At 71.4% G+C, this 20,261-nt stretch carries 18 protein-coding genes; 9 read left to right on the top strand and 9 right to left on the bottom strand.

Annotation, left to right across the window (positions count from 1 at the left end; all coding sequences use genetic code 11):
* Positions 1-29: 29 nt before the first annotated feature.
* The 3 genes from ATC03_RS01135 to ATC03_RS01125 form a co-directional block, all read right to left on the bottom strand.
* Entirely contained in the window at positions 30-1,667 is a 1,638-nt protein-coding gene (locus ATC03_RS01135) for an alpha/beta hydrolase (RefSeq protein WP_084003163.1), read from the bottom strand.
* 128 nt (positions 1,668-1,795) lie between these two features.
* Positions 1,796-2,512, bottom strand: a complete 717-nt coding sequence (locus tag ATC03_RS01130) for a TIGR00266 family protein (RefSeq protein WP_067872100.1) — start codon at positions 2,510-2,512, stop codon at positions 1,796-1,798.
* A gap of 98 nt (positions 2,513-2,610) precedes the next feature.
* On the bottom strand, positions 2,611-3,585 hold the full coding sequence (locus ATC03_RS01125; RefSeq protein WP_067872097.1) for an aldo/keto reductase: 975 nt from the start codon (positions 3,583-3,585) through the stop codon (positions 2,611-2,613).
* A gap of 715 nt (positions 3,586-4,300) precedes the next feature.
* Here ATC03_RS01125 and ATC03_RS01120 point away from each other — a divergent pair.
* On the top strand, positions 4,301-4,780 hold the full coding sequence (locus ATC03_RS01120) for an endonuclease domain-containing protein (RefSeq protein ID WP_067872094.1): 480 nt from the start codon (positions 4,301-4,303) through the stop codon (positions 4,778-4,780).
* A gap of 149 nt (positions 4,781-4,929) precedes the next feature.
* Here the strand turns inward: ATC03_RS01120 and ATC03_RS01115 are convergent, their stop codons facing one another.
* Positions 4,930-5,706, bottom strand: coding sequence for an IclR family transcriptional regulator (locus ATC03_RS01115; protein ID WP_067872091.1), 777 nt, complete (start codon positions 5,704-5,706; stop codon positions 4,930-4,932).
* 245 nt (positions 5,707-5,951) lie between these two features.
* Here ATC03_RS01115 and ATC03_RS01110 point away from each other — a divergent pair, with 245 nt between their 5' ends.
* Positions 5,952-6,542 (top strand): DJ-1/PfpI family protein, encoded by a 591-nt coding sequence (locus tag ATC03_RS01110; protein ID WP_067872088.1) that lies wholly within the window; start codon positions 5,952-5,954, stop codon positions 6,540-6,542.
* A 66-nt stretch (positions 6,543-6,608) separates the two neighbouring features.
* On the opposite strand, the gene ATC03_RS01105 is transcribed toward ATC03_RS01110, so the two are convergent.
* Positions 6,609-7,118, bottom strand: coding sequence for a DUF1707 SHOCT-like domain-containing protein (locus ATC03_RS01105; RefSeq protein ID WP_067872085.1), 510 nt, complete (start codon positions 7,116-7,118; stop codon positions 6,609-6,611).
* A 104-nt stretch (positions 7,119-7,222) separates the two neighbouring features.
* Here ATC03_RS01105 and ATC03_RS01100 point away from each other — a divergent pair, with 104 nt between their 5' ends.
* From ATC03_RS01100 to ATC03_RS01090, 3 genes are all read left to right on the top strand, one after another.
* Positions 7,223-8,371: an NYN domain-containing protein gene (locus ATC03_RS01100; RefSeq protein ID WP_067872082.1), complete on the top strand. Its 1,149-nt coding sequence runs from the start codon at positions 7,223-7,225 to the stop codon at positions 8,369-8,371.
* Positions 8,372-8,548: 177 nt separating this feature from the next.
* The gene (locus tag ATC03_RS01095) at positions 8,549-9,364 is read left to right on the top strand and encodes a FadR/GntR family transcriptional regulator (RefSeq protein WP_067872079.1); all 816 of its coding nucleotides are present in this window, start codon (positions 8,549-8,551) and stop codon (positions 9,362-9,364) included.
* A 32-nt stretch (positions 9,365-9,396) separates the two neighbouring features.
* Complete coding sequence (locus ATC03_RS01090; RefSeq protein ID WP_067872076.1) at positions 9,397-10,773, top strand: alpha-hydroxy acid oxidase; 1,377 nt, start codon at positions 9,397-9,399, stop codon at positions 10,771-10,773.
* Positions 10,774-10,930: 157 nt separating this feature from the next.
* Here the strand turns inward: ATC03_RS01090 and ATC03_RS01085 are convergent, their stop codons facing one another.
* From ATC03_RS01085 to ATC03_RS01070, 4 genes are all read right to left on the bottom strand, one after another.
* On the bottom strand, positions 10,931-11,392 hold the full coding sequence (locus ATC03_RS01085) for a hypothetical protein (RefSeq protein WP_067872074.1): 462 nt from the start codon (positions 11,390-11,392) through the stop codon (positions 10,931-10,933).
* A gap of 338 nt (positions 11,393-11,730) precedes the next feature.
* On the bottom strand, positions 11,731-14,037 hold the full coding sequence (locus ATC03_RS01080) for a glycoside hydrolase family 3 C-terminal domain-containing protein (RefSeq protein ID WP_152030817.1): 2,307 nt from the start codon (positions 14,035-14,037) through the stop codon (positions 11,731-11,733).
* 49 nt (positions 14,038-14,086) lie between these two features.
* Positions 14,087-14,881: a phosphatase PAP2 family protein gene (locus ATC03_RS01075; RefSeq protein WP_067872071.1), complete on the bottom strand. Its 795-nt coding sequence runs from the start codon at positions 14,879-14,881 to the stop codon at positions 14,087-14,089.
* The gene (locus ATC03_RS01070) at positions 14,881-16,236 is read right to left on the bottom strand and encodes an MFS transporter (RefSeq protein WP_227820189.1); all 1,356 of its coding nucleotides are present in this window, start codon (positions 16,234-16,236) and stop codon (positions 14,881-14,883) included. The genes ATC03_RS01075 and ATC03_RS01070 overlap by 1 nt, the downstream gene beginning before the upstream one ends.
* 99 nt (positions 16,237-16,335) lie before the next feature.
* Here ATC03_RS01070 and ATC03_RS01065 point away from each other — a divergent pair, with 99 nt between their 5' ends.
* From ATC03_RS01065 to ATC03_RS01050, 4 genes are all read left to right on the top strand, one after another.
* Positions 16,336-16,914 (top strand): TetR/AcrR family transcriptional regulator, encoded by a 579-nt coding sequence (locus ATC03_RS01065; protein ID WP_179947892.1) that lies wholly within the window; start codon positions 16,336-16,338, stop codon positions 16,912-16,914.
* Positions 16,915-16,918: 4 nt separating this feature from the next.
* Complete coding sequence (locus ATC03_RS01060; protein ID WP_067872068.1) at positions 16,919-18,133, top strand: ROK family transcriptional regulator; 1,215 nt, start codon at positions 16,919-16,921, stop codon at positions 18,131-18,133.
* A 127-nt stretch (positions 18,134-18,260) separates the two neighbouring features.
* Positions 18,261-18,782, top strand: coding sequence for a DUF805 domain-containing protein (locus ATC03_RS01055; RefSeq protein ID WP_067872065.1), 522 nt, complete (start codon positions 18,261-18,263; stop codon positions 18,780-18,782).
* Between the two features lie 60 nt (positions 18,783-18,842).
* Positions 18,843-20,255: an MFS transporter gene (locus tag ATC03_RS01050; RefSeq protein ID WP_067872062.1), complete on the top strand. Its 1,413-nt coding sequence runs from the start codon at positions 18,843-18,845 to the stop codon at positions 20,253-20,255.
* Positions 20,256-20,261 lie beyond the last annotated feature (6 nt).

Genomic DNA, 20,261 nt, shown 5'->3' with positions numbered 1-20,261 from the left:
GCGTCGCGACGACGAGCGACGCGACGCCGTTATTCGCTGACGCTGCCGACCGGCTGCACCGCCGCGTACCCCTCCAGCACGCCCTGGATCCGCGCGAGTGCGGCGACGTCGAGGTCGCCGTCGCCCGTGATCGCGCGCCATCCGTCGAGCACGACGTCGCCGTAGTTGTGCCCGTGGCTCGCGGGCACGCTCTCGCCCATGAACATGTCGATGACGACCTGCAGGGCGGTCACCCCGGGGATCCAGCGCATGGAGTCGCTGACCTCGTCGGCGCGCTGCCCTGGCTTCAGCCAGTCGGGCTCGGTCCAGATCAGCTCGAGGCCGAGCCACGTCACGGGGTCGTTGGCGTGCTGCAAGTACGCGACCTTTGGCGCCTCCCAGTCCGGGCCGAGCGCGTCGAAGTCGCCGGGCACCGACTGCCAGCGCACCTCGCGTCCGCCCTCGACGACCGGGAGCCATTGGGGGCTGCCCGCGTCGCGCTCCTCGGTGAGCGTTCGCCACATGGTCGAGCCATTCGGGCTGCCGACGAGCAGCGCGCCCTCGACGTTCGCGCGCATGTCCTCGAGTCCGTCGAACGCCTCCTGCGTGCCGTGCGCGCCGAGGCTCAGGCCGTAGACCACGAGCTGCGGTCGCATCGCCTCGGGCAGGGTCTCCCACTTCGCATGCACCGCGTCGAACAGGGCGACGGATGACGCGACCGGCGCATCGGGGTCGAACACGAACGACACCCAGCTCGGCGTGTAGGCGTACTGCATCGACACGATCGCCGTGTCTCCGCCGTGCAGGTACTCGACGGCGTCGACGGCCTGCGGCTCGAGCCATCCGGAGCCGGTCGTCGTGGCGACCACGAGCACGTCGCGATCGAACGCGCCGGTGCGTTCCAGCTCGCGCACGGCGATCGCCGCGCGCTCCTCGACGGTCGGCGCATTCGCCTGGCCGACGTAGACGCGAACCGGTTCGAGCGCCGGCGCACCGGTCAGCTCCTCGATGTCGGCCGCCTTCGGGCCGCCGCCGAGGAAGGCCGTGCCGTGGCGCCCGACGAGATCCCACTCGACCTCGGAGTCGGGACCGGCCGAGCGGAAGGCGCTCATCGGCTCGGTGACCCAGGGCGCGGCCGGGCCGTTGTTCGCGAGATACAGCCGGTCGAGTCCGAACATCACGACCGAGACGAGCGCGACCGTCGCGCCGACGATGATCGCCACCGTGGCGGTCACGCCCCAGCCCCGCCCGAGTCGGGCCGACATCCGGATGCCGAGTCGATGCTCGGCGCGCGCGAGGGCGATGCCGATGAGCACGACCGGCACGAAGCCGACGACGAAGAGGAGGCCGTCGAAGCCGTCGATCTCGGGCAGCTCGACCGTGCGTCGCACCTCGTTCTGCCACCCGACCGAGGCGAAGCCGAGCACGAGCGCGAGGGCCACGGCGATCCCCGCGTACGTCCACCATGCGATGCGTCGCTGCGACGGCGTCGGACGCCAGCGCACGAACCGACGCACCAGCCACCACAGGCCGACGCCGATGCCGTACCCGATGAGGAACCCGAACCCGGTGATCACGCCCTGGAACAGCGCGGGCCGCGGCAGCAGCGACGGGGTCATCGACAGCGCCGCGAACAGCAGGCCGACGATCGCACCACCGGGGTCGAGCCTCCACCAACGCCTGCGCACGCCGACCCCCTCCGACGTCGCCCGGGCGGCGACGTCACCGAATCATGGCACGGCGCGGTGAACCGAGCGCGGCGACACGGTCACGCGGTCGGGCTGCGGCCGGCCGGGCTGCCGATGCTCTCGCGAGCTCAGGAGTTGCTGCTCGAACCCGACGAGCGGTCGGGCAGGTACGGCTCGATGGCCGCGGCCAGCTTCGCCGGCGTCATCGACTGCAGCCAGATGCGACCGGGTCCGTGGATCTCGGCGAGGAAGAGCGAGTCGCCGAAGAACTTGTTCTTGATGCCCTTCACCGACGTGAACTGCAGGTCCATGCCCGCCTCGAACAGCGCGAGGTGCCCGGGGTGGATGAGCAGCGACTGCCCGGCGGGCAGGTCGTACTCGGTGATCTCGCCGGCGAGCTGCACCCACGCGGTGCCGTTGCCGGTCAGCTTCTGGAAGATCACGCCCGCACCGCCGAAGATGCCGGCCCCGAGCTTCTTCTGCAGGCCGACCGAGACCTCGACGCCGGCGGTGCTCGCCGAGTAGGCCCCCGCCTGCACCATGAACGAGTCCGCCGCGTCGACGTCGAGCTGGCGGATCGTGCCGGGCAGCTGCGCGGCGAACGCGACCAGCCCGCCCTGCGAGGGCGCGGTGTACTCGGTCAGGAACAGCTGGGCGCCACCGAGCACGCGCTTCAGGCCGCTCATGAACCCGCCCTGGCCGCCCGTGCCGTGCACGGTGGAGGTGTCGAGGGCGAACCCCGGCGACATCCACGCGACGTCACCGCCCTCGGCGACGATCTTCTCCCCGGCATCGAGCGTGAGCTCGAGGATCGGCATGGTCGTTCCCGCGATCGTCGCCTTCATGCGATCCACCCTAGGCGGGTGCCGCGTGCCGGGGCCAGCATCGCCCCGGCACGCCCCGTGCGGAATCAGGCGGTGATCAGGCGTCGATCAGCCTGCGATCAGTCGTTGTCGGATGCCGCGGCGAGCGCCGCGAGCTCCTCACCCGTCAGCTCGAGCGAGATCGAGGCGAGCAGGTCGCCGAGCTGGTCGACGTTGCGCGCGCTCGCGATCGGCGCGACGACGGCCGGCTGCTGGCGGAGCCAGGCGAGCGACACCGAGGCGACGGATGCCGCGTGGGCGCCCGCGACCTCGTCGAGCACCGACAGCACGCCGTCGCCGCGTTCGCCGACGTAGGGCGCCGCCCCGCCCGCGCGCACGCTCGCGCCGTCGGCGGAGACATCCGCCAACGACCGGTACTTGCCGGCGAGGAACCCCTTCGCGAGCGAGAAGTACGGGAACACCGCGAGGCCTTCGCGCTCGGCGCGCTCGCGCAGGCCGTTGGTCTCGAAGTCGCGTTCGACGAGGTTGTAGTGCGGCTGCAGCGCGACCGCACGGTGCAGCCCGTTCGCCTCGGTGACCCGGAACCACTCGTCGATGCGCTCGGGCGTGTAGTTCGAGATGCCGATCGCCCGGATCTTGCCCGCGTCGACGAGCTCCGAGAACGCGCCGACCGTCTCCTCGAGCGGCACCTCGGCGTCGTCGAAGTGGGCGTAGTACAGGTCGATGACGTCGGTGCCGAGACGCTGGAGCGAGGCATCCGCCGCAGCCCGGACGTTGGCGGCCGAGAGCCCCGTGAAGTCGGGATGCGTGCTCACCTTGGTCGCGAGCACGAGGCGGTCGCGCGAGCCGCGCGCGGCGACCCACTCGCCGATGAGGCGCTCGCTGTCGCCGCCCGTGTTGCCCGGAACCCACGCCGAGTACCCGTCGGCCGTGTCGACGAAGTCGCCGCCGCCGGCCACGAAGGCGTCGAGCACGGCGAAGGTGGCGTCGCGGTCGGCCGTCCAGCCGAAGACGTTCGTGCCGAGCGAGAGCGGCGCGATCTCGAGGTCGGATGCGCCGATGCGGGCGCGGGCTGCGGTCGTGGTCTCGGTCATCGGTGCTCCAGCCGGGTCGGACGTCAGGGTCGGCGCCGGCGGTCGCGTGCGATCGCCGGCAGTGACCACAACGACGGGAGGACGCCGGTATTCCCCTGTTGCCCCACGTGACGCGCGTGCTTCGCCTCAGAAATTCAGGAGATCCTGGCATTCACGCCCCTGTGGGGGCCTATAGGTCGAGATCTCCTGAATTTCGGATGTCGCCCGCCCGGGTTTGTCCACAGCTCGCGCCTCTCCGACCCGACCGCGCCGCCGGGCGGGCAGACTCGCCCCGTGACGGCGAGCGCAGAGGTGACGACGGTGCTGCGTCGTGCCGGCGGTGCGGCGGGATTCGCGGCGTTCGAGGCTGCGGGCGTCAAGCGCGAGTCGGTGGCGAGCGCGGTGCGCGCCGGTACTGCGACTCGGATCCGGAACGGATGGTTCGCGGCGCCCGACGCCCCCTACGACGTCGTGCGCGCGATCAGGGTCGGCGGCATCGCCACCGCGTCGACGGTCGCGAGGATCAACGGCCTCTGGGTCCCCGAACGAGACCGACTGCACGTGCGCGTGGCTGCGAACGCCTCCCGGCTGCGATCCCCTCACGACCGCGCGCTCCCCCTCACGGCCGACGCGCACGGGGTGTGCCTGCACTACCGCAGGCGCATCCGCGGCACCGTGGGCCGTGATCCGCTGTCGACCGCCCTCGGCGAGATGTTCGCGTGCACGCCGATCGCCGATGCCCTCGCTGCCGTCGAGTCGGCGATCGAGCGCCGCGCGCTCGATCCGGGGCACCTCGACGCGGTGCGCGAGGCGATGCCGATCGGTCGGCGCGCCGCGCTCGATCGGCTCGACTTCGGCGGGCAGTCGGGCAGTCGGGCTCGAGACGAAGGTCCGGCTGTTCCTGCGGAGCCGCCGGGTCCGGTTCCGCACTCAGGCGCCGCTCGAGGGTGTCGGGCTCGTCGACGTCCTCGTCGGCGACCGGCTCGTGATCGAGGTCGACGGGTGGGGCTTCCACCGTTCCCAGTCGCAGTTCGAGAACGATCGCCGGCGCGACTTCGAGCTCGTGGCCCGTGGGTACCTCGTACTCCGGCTGAGCTACCGGCAGGTCATGCACGACTGGGAGCGCACCTCGGCGGGGATCCTCGCACTGCTCGCGCGCCAGGAGCACCGGTGGCGCATCGGGCCGGGCGGCACCGGGCCGTTCCCTGCCGTCTGACGCGGCCGACCGGTCCTCCTGCCCCGCCCTGCGCTGCTCCACCGCCCGACGACCGCAGAAATTCAGGAGATCCCGGCATTCACGCCCCTGTGGAGGCCTATAGGTCGAGATCTCCTGAATTCCGGATGCCGCCCGCCGGCGCCGTGCGCTCAGCCCGCGAGCCGCGCCGACACCTGCCAGGCGCCCCGGCGCACCGCACGCTCGAGCTGCGCCGACCTCGCCGCGAAGTCCTTGGCCTGCACCGAGACCGAGACGGCACCGACCGTGCGTCCGGCGGCCGAGCGCACGGGCGCGGCGATGCACGCGAGCTTCGGCAGGTACTCCTCGATCTCGACGGCGACCTGCTGCGCGCGGATCTCGTCGAGCTGATCGTTCAGCACCGCGGCATCCGTGATGCTCGACGCCGTGAGCCGGGCCGGCGAATGCCGCTCGAGGAAGCGGGCCACCGCCGCGTCGTCGCGGGAGGCGAGCATGAGCTTGCCGAACGCGGTCGTGTGCGACGCCTCCGAGAAGCCGACGTGCAGCTGGCCGATGCGTGGGTGCGTGGCGGAGTCCTCGATGTGCGCGACCGCGATGTCGTCGCCGCGGAACACCGTGAGGTATGCGGGCGCGCCGACGGCGTCGTGCATGGCGCGCAGCACCTGCCGCACCGGGTCGGTCGCGACGAGCTGGTACTGCAGCGCGCGGCCGAGCTGGTCGACCGTGCGGCCGAGGATGTAGCGGTGCTCCCCCGCCTGCCTGGCCAGGTAGTCCTGCCGGTGCAGCGTCGCGAGCAGGCGGTAGGTCGTCGACTGCCCGAGGCCGAGCGAGCTCGCGATCTCTGCAGCGGTGAGGCCGGTCGGCGCCGCGCCGACGAGCTCGAGGATGCGCAGCACGCGCTCGGCCGACTGGATGCCCGCGCCGCCGTGGCGCTCCTCTGCGCTCATGCCCCGATGCTACGCCGGAGCTCCGGCCGGCGACACGGCCCGGCGACACCCGCGCGCACCGATCCGGGGCGTTTTCGCACATAGTGCGAACCGGACGTGACGCGGGGTCGCCGGCAGGCGCAGAGTCGGGCCGACGGCCGCTCACCGGGCGGCGTCGCCCGAGTCGCCGACTCGCGGCATCCGTTCAGCGCAGTGCAGCGCGGCGCACTGCGGCGCAGGCGAACCAGACCAATGGAGGTCTCCCCATGACCAAGATCCTCATCATCACCGGCGACGCGGCCGAGTCGCTCGAGGTGCTCTACCCCTACGAGCGCCTCAAGGAGGAGGGCTTCGAGGTGCACATCGGCGCGCCCGAGGTGCGCAAGCTGCAGTTCGTCGTGCACGACTTCGTCGACGGCTTCGACACGTACACCGAGAAGCTCGGCCACACCTGGCCCGCGGATGTCGCGCTCGCCGACGTCGACCCCGCCGACTACGCGGCGATCGTGATCCCGGGCGGTCGTGCTCCCGAGTACCTGCGCAACAACGAGGACGCGAAGCGCATCGTGCGCCACTTCTTCGCGACGGATGCCCCGGTCGCGGCGACGTGTCACGGTCCGCTGCTGCTGGCAGCCGCCGGAGTGCTGAACGGCCGCACCTCGTCGATCTACCCCGAACTCGCGATCGACCTCGAGGTGGTCGGCGCCGCGTTCGAGAACGGCGGCGGCGTGGTCGACGGCAATCTCGTCACGTCGCGCGCATGGCCCGACAACGGCACGTGGATGAAGGCGTTCCTCGGCGTGCTGGCCGAGGCCGGGGTGCGCGCCGAGGGCGAGCTCGCCGCGGCATCCGCCTGACGCCTGTTGCCTGCTGCCTGCTGCGCGGCAGGTCCGCGCAGCAGGCCTACGCAAGGAGGCCTCGGGTCAGCGGCGGCGACGCCCGTCCGACCCGGGGCCGTAGATGACGATGCCCGCGATGGGCACGAGCAGCCACCAGATCCACGACCAGCCCCAACTGCCGAAGTACCCGCTCAGCAGGAACAGGACCAGCGCGACGAACGGCACGAGCGCCATGATCGTGGCCCCGACGCGGCCGCCGAGCGCTCGCGTGCCTCCGTCGCCCGAGGCTGCGGCATCGAAGTCGGGGTCGGTGAACGTCGCGGGGCGCGAGACCGGATCGGCGGCCGCATCCGACGTCCCGTAGCGCGGACCGGGCGAACCGGGAGCGGGCGGGAGATCGGCCGGCAGGTCGGCGAACAGCGGAACGAGGTCGCCGCGCGTGACCGCCGCTCGAGCGCTCGCCGCCCGCTGGCCGTACTCCTCGACGCTCAGGCGCCCGGTGGCGTGCGCATCGGCGAGCCGCGCCACGGCACGTTCGCGCTCCGCGTCGCTGAGTCGGAGATCGGGGCTGGTCGGGCTGGCGTCGTCGTCCATAGGCCCAGTGTGGCCGAGCGGAGGCGACCGGCCAACCCCCCGCTCCCGGAACCGCACAGGTCGGCGGCGTAGGCTCGGAGGCACACCCTCGATGGAAGGTCTCCATGCCCATCTCGGCAGAACCCCGCGTGGCCCTGTACTTCGACTTCGACAACATCGTCATCTCGCGCTACGACCAGCTCCACGGCGACAGCCAGTACCGCCGCGACACCTCGCGCCGCAAGACCGTCACGGCCGACACGGCCGAGCGGCTCGCGCAGGCCACCGTCGACGTCGATGCCGTGCTCGACTTCGCGGCCACGTTCGGCACCATCGCGATCGCCCGCGCGTACGCCGACTGGTCGACGCCCGTGAATGCGAGCTACCGCGGTCAGCTCATCGACCGCGCCGTCGACCTCGTGCAGCTGTTCCCGCTCTCGGCGACGAAGAACGGCGCCGACATCCGCCTCGCGGTCGACGCGATCGAGGACATGTTCCGCATCGACGACCTCACGCACATCGTGATCGTCGCGGGCGACTCCGACTACGTCGCGCTCGCGCAGAAGGCCAAGCGGCTGGGCCGCTACGTCGTCGGCATCGGCGTCGCGGGCGGCACGAGCCGCGCGCTCACGGCGGCGTGCGACGAGTACGCCGATTACGACGCACTGCTCGACACCGACGAGACGGTCGATCAGGTGGCGGATGCCACGACGGCGACGGATGCCGCAGCGCAGGCGCCCGCGACATCCGCTCGCCGTGGTTCGAGGCGGGCCGCGCCGGCCGACGCACCCGCCGATGCTGCCGCCGACGCCACTGCCGAGGCGGGCGACGGCTCGAAGGCGGATGCCGCGAAGGCGGACGCCGACGCCGCGGCACCCGTGAAGCGCACGAACCGTCGCGCGAAGTCGGGCGGGTCCTCAAGGGCAGCCGCACCGGCCGTCGACGCGGCCGACGAGGCCGACGAGGTTCCCGAAGCCGCGGCGACCGGCCCTCGCGGCGTGCCCGTGATCTCGTTCATGTCGCCCGATGCCTCGGCTCCGACGCGCAACCCGGGCCGGCTGCTCGTGAAGGCCCTCGAACTGCTGCGCGCGAAGAACGACGACGAATGGCAGCCGTCGGGCGCCGTCAAGAACCAGATGCTGCGCATGGACCCGTCGTTCCAGGAGCGCCGCCTCGGCTTCGGCTCGTTCACGGACTTCCTGAAGTCGCGCGGCGGCGTGGTCGAGGTCGACGAGGCGGGCAACCGCATCCGCATCCGCCCCGACAAGGACTGACGCCGACGGCTCGCCGGGGCTCGCCGCCCTCTCGCACGTCCGCTCGTTCGCGAGTGGGCGATCTTGGCGCGCTCGGGCGTCCCGACGTCGCCCATTTCGCCCATTCGCGGGTCGCACGTGTGGTCTGACCACACGTGCTAGTGTGGTCAGACCACATGGGCGCGGAAGGAGCAGGGCATGGCCGACGACGTCGAGAGCCCCCGCGCCTGGCGCGCCGTACTCGAGCACGTCGAACGCCGCCTGCTCGACGGCGACCTCCGGCCCGGCGATCGCCTTCCCGGTGAACGCGCCCTCGCGGCCGACCTCGGCGTCGGGCGCTCGAGCGTGCGCGAGGCGCTGCGCGTGCTCGAGGCCATGGGGCTGATCCGCACGGCCTCGGGCTCCGGCCCGAACGCGGGCGCGATCATCGTCGCGACCCCGAGCGGCGCCATGAGCGCGCTCATGCGCCTGCAGGTCGCCGCGCACGGGTTCCCCGTGGCCGACATCGTGCGCACCCGACTCATCCTCGAATCCGCGGTCGCGGGCGAGCTGGCCGAGCGGGCGGGGCTGAGTGCGGCGTCGGGCGCTGGTCTCGAGACGCTACGCTCCTCGACCGGCGGGTCCGATCCCACTCCCTACCCAGACCTCGCCTCCGCCGACGCCCTGCTCGACGCCATGGACTCCCCCGACCTCGACCCGTCGGAGTTCCTCGCGCTCGACGCCGCCTTCCACCTGGCGCTGGCCGAGGCATCCGGCAACCAGGTCGTGACCGCGACCATGGCCGGCCTCCGCAGCGGCATCGAGGGCTACGCGCTCGACGGCCTCGCCCGCATCGACGACTGGCACGCGACATCCGCCCGCCTGCGCAGCGAGCACCGCGGCGTCGTCGAGGCGATCAGGGCAGCGGATGCCGCGGCGGCCCGCTCCCGCATCCACGACCACATCTCGGGGTACTACGCCGAGACCTTCCCCGAAGGCACTGCCGTCCCCGAAGCCACCGCCGTCACCGCCTGACGGCCGCACCCACCAGAAAGCGAGCACCGAAGATGGTCCAGCGCCAGTTCCCGAACCCCAAGGAGCTCGCCCAGCTCATGCGATTCAAGACGCCGACGCTCGACCCGACCGACCGTCGGCTCGAGAAGGCGCACACGATCGCCGACCTGCGCGCGATCGCGAAGCGGCGCACCCCGAAGGCGCCGTTCGACTACACCGAGGGCGCCGCCGAGGGCGAGCTGTCGCTGGCGCGTGCGCGCCAGGCCTTCCAGGACGTCGAGTTCCACCCGTCGGTGCTGCGCAGCGTGCCCGTGGTCGACACGACGCGCGAGGTGCTCGGCGGCACGAGCGCGCTGCCGTTCGGCATCGCCCCGACCGGCTTCACCCGGCTCATGCAGACCGAGGGCGAGATCGCGGGCGCCGGTGCGGCCGGTGCCGCGGGCATCCCGTTCACGCTGTCGACGCTCGGCACCACGTCGATCGAAGACGTGAAGGCGGCGAACCCGACCGGGCGCAACTGGTTCCAGCTCTACGTCATGCGCGAGCGCGAGATCTCCTACGAACTCACGCGTCGCGCGGCCTCGGCCGGCTTCGACACGATCTTCTTCACGGTCGACACCCCGGTCGCAGGCGCACGCCTGCGCGACAAGCGCAACGGCTTCTCGATCCCGCCGCAGCTGACCCCGGGCACGATCATCAACGCGATCCCCCGTCCCGCCTGGTGGATCAACTTCCTCACGACCCCGCCGCTCGAGTTCGCCTCGCTGTCGACGACCGGCGGCACCGTCGGCGAACTGCTCGACTCGGCCATGGACCCGACCATCTCGTTCGACGACCTCGACATCATCCGCTCGATGTGGCCGGGCAAGATCGTCGTCAAGGGCGTGCAGACCGTCGAGGACGCGCGCCTGCTCGCCGACCGCGGCGTCGACGGCATCGTGCTCTCGAACCACGGCGGACGCCAGCTCGACCGGGCGCCGATCCCCTTCCACCTGCTGCCGCACGTCGTGCGCGAGGTCGGCTCCGACCTGGAGGTGCACGTCGACACCGGCATCATGAACGGCGCCGACATCGTGGCATCCGTCGCCCTCGGTGCGCGCTTCACGCTCATCGGCCGCGCGTACCTCTACGGCCTCATGGCCGGCGGGCGGCGGGGCGTCGACAAGACGATCTCGATCCTGAAGGGCGAGGTCGAGCGCACCATGAAGCTGCTCGAGGTCGCCACGCTCGACGAGCTCGGCCCCCAGCACGTCACGCAGCTCACGCGCATGGTGCCGATCGCGAAGCCGCTGGCGGATGCCGCTGCGCGGGCCGTCGCGACCGCCTCCGCGAAGCCGAAGACCGTCCGCACCCCGCGCACGCCCGCGGCGGCGAAGCCGGCTGCGACCGCGACCAAGCCCGCCGCGAAGAAGCCGTCGGTCAAGCAGTAGGGCTCGGCGGAGACTCCGCCGGTCGAGGAGCGAAGCGTCTCGAGACCAGCGCCGACGGCGAACGGGTCTCGAGACGGCGCTGGCGCGCCTCCTCGACCGGCGACGTTCACGCGCAGAGCCCGTCGGCCGTCGAAGCGACCGGCGGGGCGCGCTCGCCCTATTCGAGCGGCGCGCGCTGCGCGGCGCGTGCGTCGGCGTTCTTCTGCCACGCCTTGCTCGCGGAGTCGGCCCAGTGGTCGATCTTCTTGGCCGCGGCACGGCGTTGCTTGGCCTCGAGGGCGATCGCGAGCTGATTGAGCTTCGCCGCGGCATCCGCCTGCTTGCGATCCGCCGCGTCGCCGGATGCCGCGGCTCTCGTCGATGCTCCGACCAGCCGCCGCGTGGCCCGGTGCGCGAGCCGCTTGGCCTGATGCGGACGGGACTTCCGCAGCTCGCGCGCGAGCCGCACGTCGGCCTGCGCGTCGGCCGTCAGCGCCGCGAACCGTTCGGCTCCGGCGCGCGTGAGGCTCTCGCCGACCTTGCGCGCCTGCTTCGCCGCCCGCTTGGCCTCGCGCACCGCGCGCCTCGCGTCGGCTCGCGCCGCCTTGCGCGCGGCCTCGCCCGACTTCGTCGCCGACATCCGGTTCCCCCTCCGCCTGATCCGCCCAGTCTGGCACCAGGCCGGCTCGGCGCGACAGGGGTTGCGCCCGGGCACCCGTGCCACCCGCACGACTGTCGCGCCCGTCGCGCCCGTCGCGCCCGTCGCGCCCGTGGCGCCCGTGGCCGCCATCGAGATGACACCAATTGTCGAGTGAACCGCCGGCCACCTGACAACTGGTGTCATCTCGACGAGGCTCGGGGGGGGAAGGCGGGCGGGCGCGGGGCGGCGGCGAAGGGCGGGGCGGGCGCGAGGCAGGGCGAACGGCGGATGCCGCGAGCCGACGCCGGCCCGCGGCATCCGCCGTCGTCGCCGGGGTGCTACCGGCCGTTCGAGGCCGCGATGAGCTGCTCGATCTGGTCCATCGTCACGGGCATGCCGGGGAACGACGCGAGGCGCCCGATCGGGAACGACGCCATCATCTTGAACATGGCCGGGTCGGCCAGGAGCGCGCCGGCCGGGTTCGGTCCGCCGTCGCCCTCTCCGCCGCCCGCGAAGGCCTGCATGATGATCGGGCCTGCGACGGGGTGCTCGATGAGCTCGCCGATCGACGAGTTCATCGAGAGCGGCGCGTTCACGGCATCGCCCTCGACCTCGACGGTCGCCGTCGAGCGGATGTCGCGGCTCGACGATCCGATCGACACCGTGTAGGTGCCGCCCTCGACGACCCACTCGTCGACGCGCGTGTCCCAGTGCGCGAGGTCCTTGCGGCGCAGGAGCACCTCGACCTCGCGGGACTCGCCCGCGGCGAGCGCGACCTTGGCGAAGCCCTTGAGCTCGCGGGGGGCGCGCACGACGCTCGAGCCGGAAACCGACGTGTAGACCTGCACGATCTCGGCGCCGTCGCGGTCGCCCGTGTTCGTCACGGTGACGCGCACGGCGATGCCGTCCGAGGAGGCGGTCGCCGCGGCATCCGCATATTCGAAGCTCGTGTACGAAAGGCCGTGACCGAACGGGTAGGTGACCTCGAGGTCGCGTGCGTCGTACCAGCGGTAGCCGACGAACAGGCCCTCGCCGTAGCGCACGTGCGAGTGCTCGCCCGGGAAGTCGAGGTACGCGGGGCTGTCGGCCAGGCGCACCGGGATCGTCTCGGTGAGGCGTCCAGACGGGTTCACGACGCCGTAGAGCACGTCGGCGACCGCGCCGCCGCCGGCCTGGCCGAGCAGCCATCCCTCGACGATCGCGGGCACCCGGTCGGCGAAGCCCGAGAGGCGCACGACGCCGCCGTTCGAGAGCACGACGACGACGTTCGCGTTGGCCGCGAGCACGGCGTCGAGCAGCTCGAGCTGCGCGGCCGGCAGTTCGAGGTCGTCGCGGTCGAAGCCCTCGGACTCCTGCGCGGCGGGCACGCCGAGGAACAGCAGCACGGTCGAGGCTGCGGATGCCGCGGCGACCGCTTCGGCGGTGAGCTCGTCCGAGCTCGAGCCATCGGCGTCGTAGCCCGCGGCGAAGGCGACCTCGGCGCCAGCGCCCGCGCCGGCGCCAGCACCCGCGCCCGCGATCACGCGGATCTCGTCGAGCGCGCTGTCGAGCTTCGTGGGGTTGATCTGCGACGATCCGGCCCCCTGGTAGCGCGGGGTGCGGGCGAGCTCGCCGATGACGGCGACCGAGGCGTCGGCCGCGAGCGGCAGCACGCCGTCGTTCTTCAGCAGCACGATCGAAGCTGCGGCGACCTCGCGGGCTAGGGCGTGGTGGGTGTCGACGTCGTAGGTCGCGTCGGTGCGAGCATTGCGCACGGCCTTCTGCACGAGCTCGACGTTGCGCCGCGCGGCGAGGTCGAGGTCGGCCTCGGCGAGCGAGCCGTCGTGCACGGCGGCGACGAGCTGGGCGTCGGTGCGTCCGCCGCTCGCGGGCATCTCGAGGTCGAGCCCCGCGACGAGGCCCGTCACGCGGTGGTTGACGGCGCCCCAGTCCGAGACGACGAGGCCCTCGAAGCCCCACTCGTCGCGCAGCACCTTCGTGAGCAGCCACGGGTCCTCCGACGTGTAGACGCCGTTGAGCCGGTTGTACGAGCACATGACGGTCCACGGCTGCTCGTCCTCGACGACGCGCTGGAAGCCGCGCAGGTAGATCTCGCGCAGCGGGCGCTCGTCGATGTCGGCCGAGACGCGCATGCGGTCGGCCTCCTGGTTGTTGGCCGCGAAGTGCTTGAGCGACGCGCCGACGCCCTGCGACTGCAGGCCGCGCACGAGCGCCGAGCCGAGCACGCCCGAGACGATCGGGTCCTCCGAGAGGTACTCGAAGTTGCGTCCGCAGAGCGGCGAGCGCTTGATGTTGATGCCGGGGCCGAGCAGCACGCCGACGCCCTCGGCCTGCGCCTCCTCGCCGAGCGCCGAGCCGACGCGCTCGAGCAGTTCGGGGTCGAACGACGACCCGAGCGCGACGGCGGGCGGGAAGCAGGTGGCCGGCACGCTGTCGCCGATGCCGAGGTGGTCGCTGTCGGCGCGCTGCAGGCGCACGCCGTGGGGGCCGTCGGTCAGCAGGATCGAGGGCAGGCCCACTCGCTCGACCGACTTGGTCGTCCAGAAGTCGGCGCCGCTCGTGAGCGAGGCCTTCTCCTCGATGGTCAGGTCGGCGACGACATCCGCGGCGGATGCCTCGACGATGGTGTCGATCGTGTCGGTCATGGTGCTCCTTCACTGTGCCGGCGTTGGCGCCGGCGTCTTGGGTATGGGTCTAGGCGGATGCCGGCGAGCCGGCCGCGCTCGTCGGCGCCGCCGCGGTGGCGCTCACCGCGCGACGGAACAGCGGCTTGCCGTAGTCCTTCGCGAGCAGGTTCGCGAACAGCCACCAGATGACGAGCGTCGCGCTGACGCCGCCGATGATGCCGAACACGGCGTCCGAGAACCAGTGGGCGTTGATGAGGGTGCGCTGCCAGATCATGCCGAGGCCGATGAACGCGGCGACGAACCACCACACGAACCGCTTGGCGGGCGGCAGCACGGCGGCGACCGCGATGATCAGGATGCCGGCGCTCACCGCGTGACCGGAGGGGAACGAGCCGTGGTCGACCGAGAAGAGCGGGCCGAACAGGTTGTTCGCGACGTCGTCGGCGGGGCGCGGGCGGTCGACGAGGTTCTTCGTGACCTGGGAGACGACCATGTTGCCGACGAGCTCGGCCGTGATCCAGAACAGCGCGGAGCGCCAGCGGCGGATCACGAACAGCCAGATCGGCACGATCAGGATCGTGAGCGCGAACCCCGGCAGCTCGCCGAGGTACTGGAAGAACATCGGGACGACCCAGGTCACGTCGTCGACCGACGCGGCACCGACGAGGGCTCGCCAGGCGTCGTCGAGCGGCTGGGTGAACGGCGTCTCGACGTTCTGGAACACGGCGAACCCGAAGGCGACGAAGAGGGCGAGCCCGACGAGTCCGGTGACGAGCATCCAGCGCCGACGGGAGGTCGGCCTCGCGGCGGATGCGGATGCCGGCGTACCGGAGGCGTTCGGCGTGAGCGTGGCATCCGTCATCACTTCACCGCCTTGATGGGCCAGACCGCGAACGCGCCGAGGATCGAGAGCACGATCGCGACGGGGAACAAGGCGGCGTACCCCATCGAGAGCACGATCGCACCGGCGACACCCGGTGCGAGGGTCTGCGGCAGGGTCGCCGCGATGTTCACGACGCCGAGGTCCTTGGCGAACGACTTGGCCGAGGGCAGCACCTCGCTCATGAGGGCGGTGTCGACGGCCTGGAACATGCCGAAGCCGAGGCCGGAGACGAAGGTCAGGATCATCCACGCGGTGATGTCTGGCCAGACCCACGGCAGGAGGAACGCGATTCCGGTGACGACCGACGAGATGAAGACGAAGATCTTGCGTCGGCCGACCTTGTCGGAGAGCGGGCCGGAGACGGCGGTCGCGATCAGGATGCCGGCGAGGCTGATGAGGCCGAGCATCGGGATGACCTCGCCCGGCTTCTCGACGCCGAAGTAGTCGGTGAGCAGGAAGAACTGGAAGCCGGTCACCGCGAAGTAGCCGGTGTAGAGCAGGAGCCGCCCGGTGAAGGCCCAGAAGAAGTCGGGGTGCTTGATCGGGTTGACCCAGAACGTGCGGAGGAAGTCGGCGAGCTTGAACGGCTCGCGCTCGAGCTCCTTCGACGAGTGGTCGGGGTTGAAGACGATGAACAGCGTGAGGATGACGAGCGACACGAGCGCGAAGGTGACGTAGCCGGCGGCGATGCTGCCGAGGAACATCGAGCCGATGATCTGGCCGCCGATCGCGCCGACCATGAGGCCGATCCCCGAGAGCGCGGCGAAGGTGCCGCGACGCTTGAGGGGCACTCGGTCGGGCATGATCGCGCTGAGCGGGCCCTGCGCGATGTTGTAGGTGATCTGCACGAGGCTCCAGGCGACGATGACGCCGACGAGGCTGTTCGCGAACGCGAGCCCGATGAGGGCGAGGCCGCCGGCGAGCGAGCCGAGGAAGATCCACGGTGCACGGCGGCCGAACCGCGAACGCGTGCGGTCGGAGATCTGACCCGCGATGGGCTGGGCGAGCATCGAGCAGAACGCGCCGATCGTCGCCACGATCGTGAGGTTCGCGACCTTGTCGGCCTCGCCGAACTGCGCGGCGATCTGGGCGGGCAGCAGGATGCCGGGAACCGCACCCCAGATGAGGAAGATGCCGAAGTTCGCGGGGATGATCCACGCGAGAAGGCGGCGGACGCCCTTGACCGGGGTGGGCGGGTCGTCGTTGCCGGCGGCCCCTTCGGCGAACGCGAGGGCGGCGTCGGCGGCGTCGGCGGTGTCGGCGGCCGGGTCGACGGCGGACTCCGGTGCGGGTGACGGTTCGACGGGTGATGCTGGGGAGGACATCGTTGTCATGGGCTGGGGTTCCTCTCGGAGCCTCTTCGTCGAGGCATTTCGCAAAACCATACTTCGCTCGGTTTTGGATTGCAAGGCCGGGATCCGTAGCATTTGCCTATGGCTCAACGAGGTTCGTACGCAAAAGGCATCGCCAAGCGCGAGGAGATCCTCACCACCGCGCTCGACGTGATCGCACGCAACGGGTACCGCCGCACGAGCGTCAAGGAGCTCGCCGACGCGGTCGAACTCAGCCAGGCCGGTTTGCTGCACTACTTCTCGTCGAAGGAGGAGCTCTTCCAGGAGGTGCTCCGCAAGCGCGACGAGGTCGACACCGCGACCTACGGACTCGACGTCGAGCGCTCGATCGACTCCTTCTTCGAGGTGATCCGGCACAACAGCGAGGTGCCGGGGCTCGTGCAGCTCTACGCGCAGCTCTCGACCGAGGCCGCCGATGCGGCGCACCCGGCGCACGAGTTCTTCGTCAGGCGCTACGACACGTTCCGCGCCACGTTCGGCGGCATGCTCCGCGAGGAGCAGGCCGCGGGCCGACTCGACCCCGAGATCGACGTCGAGCGCACCGCCAACCTGTTCCTCGCGGCAGCCGACGGCCTGCAGACCCAGTGGATGCTCGACCCGACCATCGACATGGCCGAGCACATCTCCTACCTCTGGCAGCTCATCACCAGGCAGGACTGATCGGATGCCGCGGGCACCGCGTTCGCTCGTCTCGGGCGACGTCCGGCGGCACAACCTGACCCTCGTGCTCGAGCACCTCGTCGCGGCCGGCCCGAGCGCGCGCAGCGAGATCGCGGCCGCGACCGGACTCACCCGGGGCGCGGTGACGGCACTCGCGACCGCCCTCTCCGAGGCGGGCGTGGTTCGCGAGGCCGAGCCGACGCAGACCGGACGCGGGCGGCCGATCACCCGGCTCGCGCTGGCGGCCGACACGGTCGCCGTGCTCGTCGTCCAGGTCGACGCGGATACCGCAACCGCACTGCTCGCGAACCTCGCGGGCGACGAGCTGCACCGGGTCGAGCGCCGTCACGGGCGCCCGATGGGTGATCCCGAGGCGGTCCTCGACGTGCTGGCCGAGGTGACCCGCGACGCGCTCCGGGCCGCAGCGATGCTCGGGCGCCGGGTCGTCGAGACGCCGGTCGTCGTCTTCGCGCCGGTCGGGGGCGAGCCACCCGTCGTGCTCGCCGACACCGACCTCGGCTGGGGCGTCGTCGACCTGCTCGACGGGCTTCGCTCCCGGGTGCCCGAGCTGCCCGCAGCGGTGACCCTCGCCTCCGACGGGTGGCTCGCCGCACGCGCCGAGCGATCGCTCCTCGACGACATCGACGACCTCGTCTACGTCAAGTCGAACTCGGGCATCGGCGGCGCGATCATCACCGGCGGCCGCATCGTCGAGGGCGCGCACGGCGTCGGAGCGTCGCTCGGGCACCTCGCCCTCATCCCCGACGGACCGAGCTGCGAATGCGGCCAGATCGGATGCCTCGTCACGATCGCCGGACCCGACGCCCTGCTCGAGCGGGCGGGCCTCACCCGGCTGGTGGGCGACCGCGGCCTCGCCGCCGCGCTCGACGAGTTCTCCCGCCGCCTCGACGCGGGCGAACCCGCCGCGACCGCCGCATGGAACGACGCCCTGCCGTGGATCGCGCGCGCCCTGCAGGTGCTCTCGCTCGCGACCGATCCCTCGTCCATCGTCATCGGCGGATTCTGGGCTGCGCACGCCGGATCGATCGAACGGGCGTTCCGAGCCAACCGCCCCGCGGTGGCCGAGGCGTTCGGCCGTCCGGCATCCGCGATCCCGACCGTGTCGGCGGGTCGTCTCGGCGCCGACGCCGCCCTCCTCGGCGCCGCATGGGCGGCCCGCGACCGCCTGCTCGCCGACCCGGCGCGACTCGGCGTCTGAACCCTCGTCGCTGCGCCGTCACGGAATGCCGGTTCCGGGCCCGAACCGTGAAGAATGGGGCGGACCCCGCCGCCCTCCGTGCCGGCCGCACCCGCCGCGCCGGCCCTCCCCGAGACCTGGAGACCCCATGACCGCGTTCGCACCGCCCCATCAGACCCCGGTCGCGCAAGCCGCCCGGCTCGACCTCCCGCTGTACGGAGCGACGTTCGGTCAGTCCGTCTCGAGGTTCTTCCGCAACTACGCGCGATTCTCCGGCCGCGCGAGCCGGTCGGAGTTCTGGTGGGCCTACCTGTTCCAGTCGATCATCGGGTTCGTGCTGGGGACGCTGCTCGGCATCGTCCTCATGATCGCGATGCTGGCCGTCTTCGCGTCCGCCGTGCAGGGCAACACCGAGACTCTGGGCGCGTTCGGCATCCCCCAGGTGACCATCGACGTCGTCGTCGCGATCGGCGTGCCGACCATCGTCAGCCTCGTCCTGCTGCTGCCGCTGCTCGTGCCGTCGATCGCGGTGACCGTGCGGCGACTGCACGACACGAATCGATCCGGATGGTGGTACCTGCTCTCGCTGGTGCCGGTGGGCGGCTACGTGGTGCTGGTGTTCGCCATCCTCGAGCCCGACCCGGCTGGAGCACGCTTCGACGTTCGGTGATCGTCGCGCTCCGCGGTCCGGCGGCCGCTCGGTCTCCATTTAGTTCAACGGTTGAATTCTGTGACGAACCGGCGCATACTCATCACCGAGCTTCGTTCGGTTTTACTCGCCCGCGCTCATCCCCTCCCCCAGGTCGTTCTCAACGAAGAGGAGCCTCATGTCGATCCCGCCCGCCGCCCCCGGCGACCCCACCGCACTCATCGCCCCGACGGGCGTCGTCTCGTCCACCGCACCACTGCCCGGCGAGGCTCCCGCGAGCCCGCCGCCGACGAAGCGCACCCTCCCGGCCTCCTGCTCGCCGGACTCGCCCTGTTCGCCACGTACGCGGGGCTCATCGCCATCCTGCTGCCCATCCAGGTCGCCCTCATCGACGAGGCGAACAAGGTCGCGAACCTCGCGATCATCATGACGACCTCGTTCGTGTTCACGCTCTTCGCGCAGCCGATCGTCGGCGCGATCAGCGACCGCACGCGCTCGCGCCTCGGCCGCCGTGCACCCTGGATGATCGGCGGCGCCCTCATCGGCGGCGTGCTGCTGTTCGGCATGGGGTTCCTCGACTCGATCCTCTGGCTGACCGTGTTCTGGGTGCTCATCCAGGTGTCGCTGAACGCGGTCCAGGGCCCGCTGTCGGCGATCACGCCCGACCGCTTCCCCCGCGACCGCCGCGGCGTCGCGAGCGCGATGCTCGGCCTCGGCATGCAGATCGGCGGTACGCTCGGCGTGATCATCGCCGGCCAGTTCGCGACGAACTTCGGCGTCGGATACTCGGTGTTCGGCGTCATCGTGATCGTCGCGACGATCGTCTACGTCGTCATCGACCGCGACTGGTCGTCGAAGCAGGCATCCGTCGAGCCGTGGAGCTGGAGGGCCTTCCTGGCCGGCTTCTGGATCAGCCCCAAGCGCCACCCCGACTTCGCCTGGGCGTTCACGGCCCGGTTCCTGTTCATGCTCGGCTACTTCGTCGTCGCCGCATACGGCCTCTACATCCTCACCGACTACATCGGCATGTCGTTGACGGATGCCGCGGGGGCCCAGGTCACGCTCACCCTCGCCGGGCTCGTGCCGACCCTGGTGGCCGTCGCCGTCTCCGGTTGGTGGAGCGACCGCATCCGCCGCCGCAAGGTGTTCATCTACGCCTCGTCGGCGATCATGGTCACGAGCCTCGCGTTCCCGCTGCTCATGCCCGACATGACCGGCATGCTCATCATGAACGTCATCATCGGGTTCGGATTCGGGTTCTACATGTCGGTCGACACCGCCCTCATGACCGAGGTGCTGCCGGGCGGCGGCACCGACGCGGGCAAGGACCTCGGCATCCTGAACATCGCCACGAACATCCCGCAGGCGATGAGCGCGGCGGTCGCCGGCCTCATCATCGGCACGCTCGGCGGCTACCCGATGCTGTTCGTCTTCGCCATGGTCTTCGTCGTCATCGCGGCGATCGCGGTGGCACCCATCAAGAGCGTTCGATAGGAGCTC

Source organism: Agromyces aureus (genome assembly GCF_001660485.1).
Taxonomy (GTDB): Bacteria; Actinomycetota; Actinomycetes; order Actinomycetales; family Microbacteriaceae; genus Agromyces; species Agromyces aureus.
This window is presented reverse-complemented; position numbering and strand designations above follow the sequence as displayed.

Excerpts from the sequence above, each read along its gene's own strand:
- ATC03_RS01085 (WP_067872074.1), bottom strand. The coding sequence starts at position 11,392 with ATGTCGGCGACGAAGTCGGGCGAGGCCGCGCGCAAGGCGGCGCGAGCC.
- ATC03_RS01075 (WP_067872071.1), bottom strand. The coding sequence starts at position 14,881 with ATGACGGATGCCACGCTCACGCCGAACGCCTCCGGTACGCCGGCATCC.
- ATC03_RS01125 (WP_067872097.1), bottom strand. The coding sequence starts at position 3,585 with ATGACCGAGACCACGACCGCAGCCCGCGCCCGCATCGGCGCATCCGAC.
- ATC03_RS01105 (WP_067872085.1), bottom strand. The coding sequence starts at position 7,118 with ATGGACGACGACGCCAGCCCGACCAGCCCCGATCTCCGACTCAGCGAC.
- ATC03_RS01100 (WP_067872082.1), top strand. The coding sequence starts at position 7,223 with ATGCCCATCTCGGCAGAACCCCGCGTGGCCCTGTACTTCGACTTCGAC.
- ATC03_RS01055 (WP_067872065.1), top strand. The coding sequence starts at position 18,261 with ATGACCGCGTTCGCACCGCCCCATCAGACCCCGGTCGCGCAAGCCGCC.
- ATC03_RS01120 (WP_067872094.1), top strand. The coding sequence starts at position 4,301 with ATGCCCTCGCTGCCGTCGAGTCGGCGATCGAGCGCCGCGCGCTCGATC.
- ATC03_RS01130 (WP_067872100.1), bottom strand. The coding sequence starts at position 2,512 with ATGAAGGCGACGATCGCGGGAACGACCATGCCGATCCTCGAGCTCACG.
- ATC03_RS01110 (WP_067872088.1), top strand. The coding sequence starts at position 5,952 with ATGACCAAGATCCTCATCATCACCGGCGACGCGGCCGAGTCGCTCGAG.
- ATC03_RS01070 (WP_227820189.1), bottom strand. The coding sequence starts at position 16,236 with ATGACAACGATGTCCTCCCCAGCATCACCCGTCGAACCGTCACCCGCA.
- ATC03_RS01095 (WP_067872079.1), top strand. The coding sequence starts at position 8,549 with ATGGCCGACGACGTCGAGAGCCCCCGCGCCTGGCGCGCCGTACTCGAG.
- ATC03_RS01065 (WP_179947892.1), top strand. The coding sequence starts at position 16,336 with ATGGCTCAACGAGGTTCGTACGCAAAAGGCATCGCCAAGCGCGAGGAG.
- ATC03_RS01115 (WP_067872091.1), bottom strand. The coding sequence starts at position 5,706 with ATGAGCGCAGAGGAGCGCCACGGCGGCGCGGGCATCCAGTCGGCCGAG.
- ATC03_RS01060 (WP_067872068.1), top strand. The coding sequence starts at position 16,919 with ATGCCGCGGGCACCGCGTTCGCTCGTCTCGGGCGACGTCCGGCGGCAC.
- ATC03_RS01090 (WP_067872076.1), top strand. The coding sequence starts at position 9,397 with ATGGTCCAGCGCCAGTTCCCGAACCCCAAGGAGCTCGCCCAGCTCATG.
- ATC03_RS01080 (WP_152030817.1), bottom strand. The coding sequence starts at position 14,037 with ATGACCGACACGATCGACACCATCGTCGAGGCATCCGCCGCGGATGTC.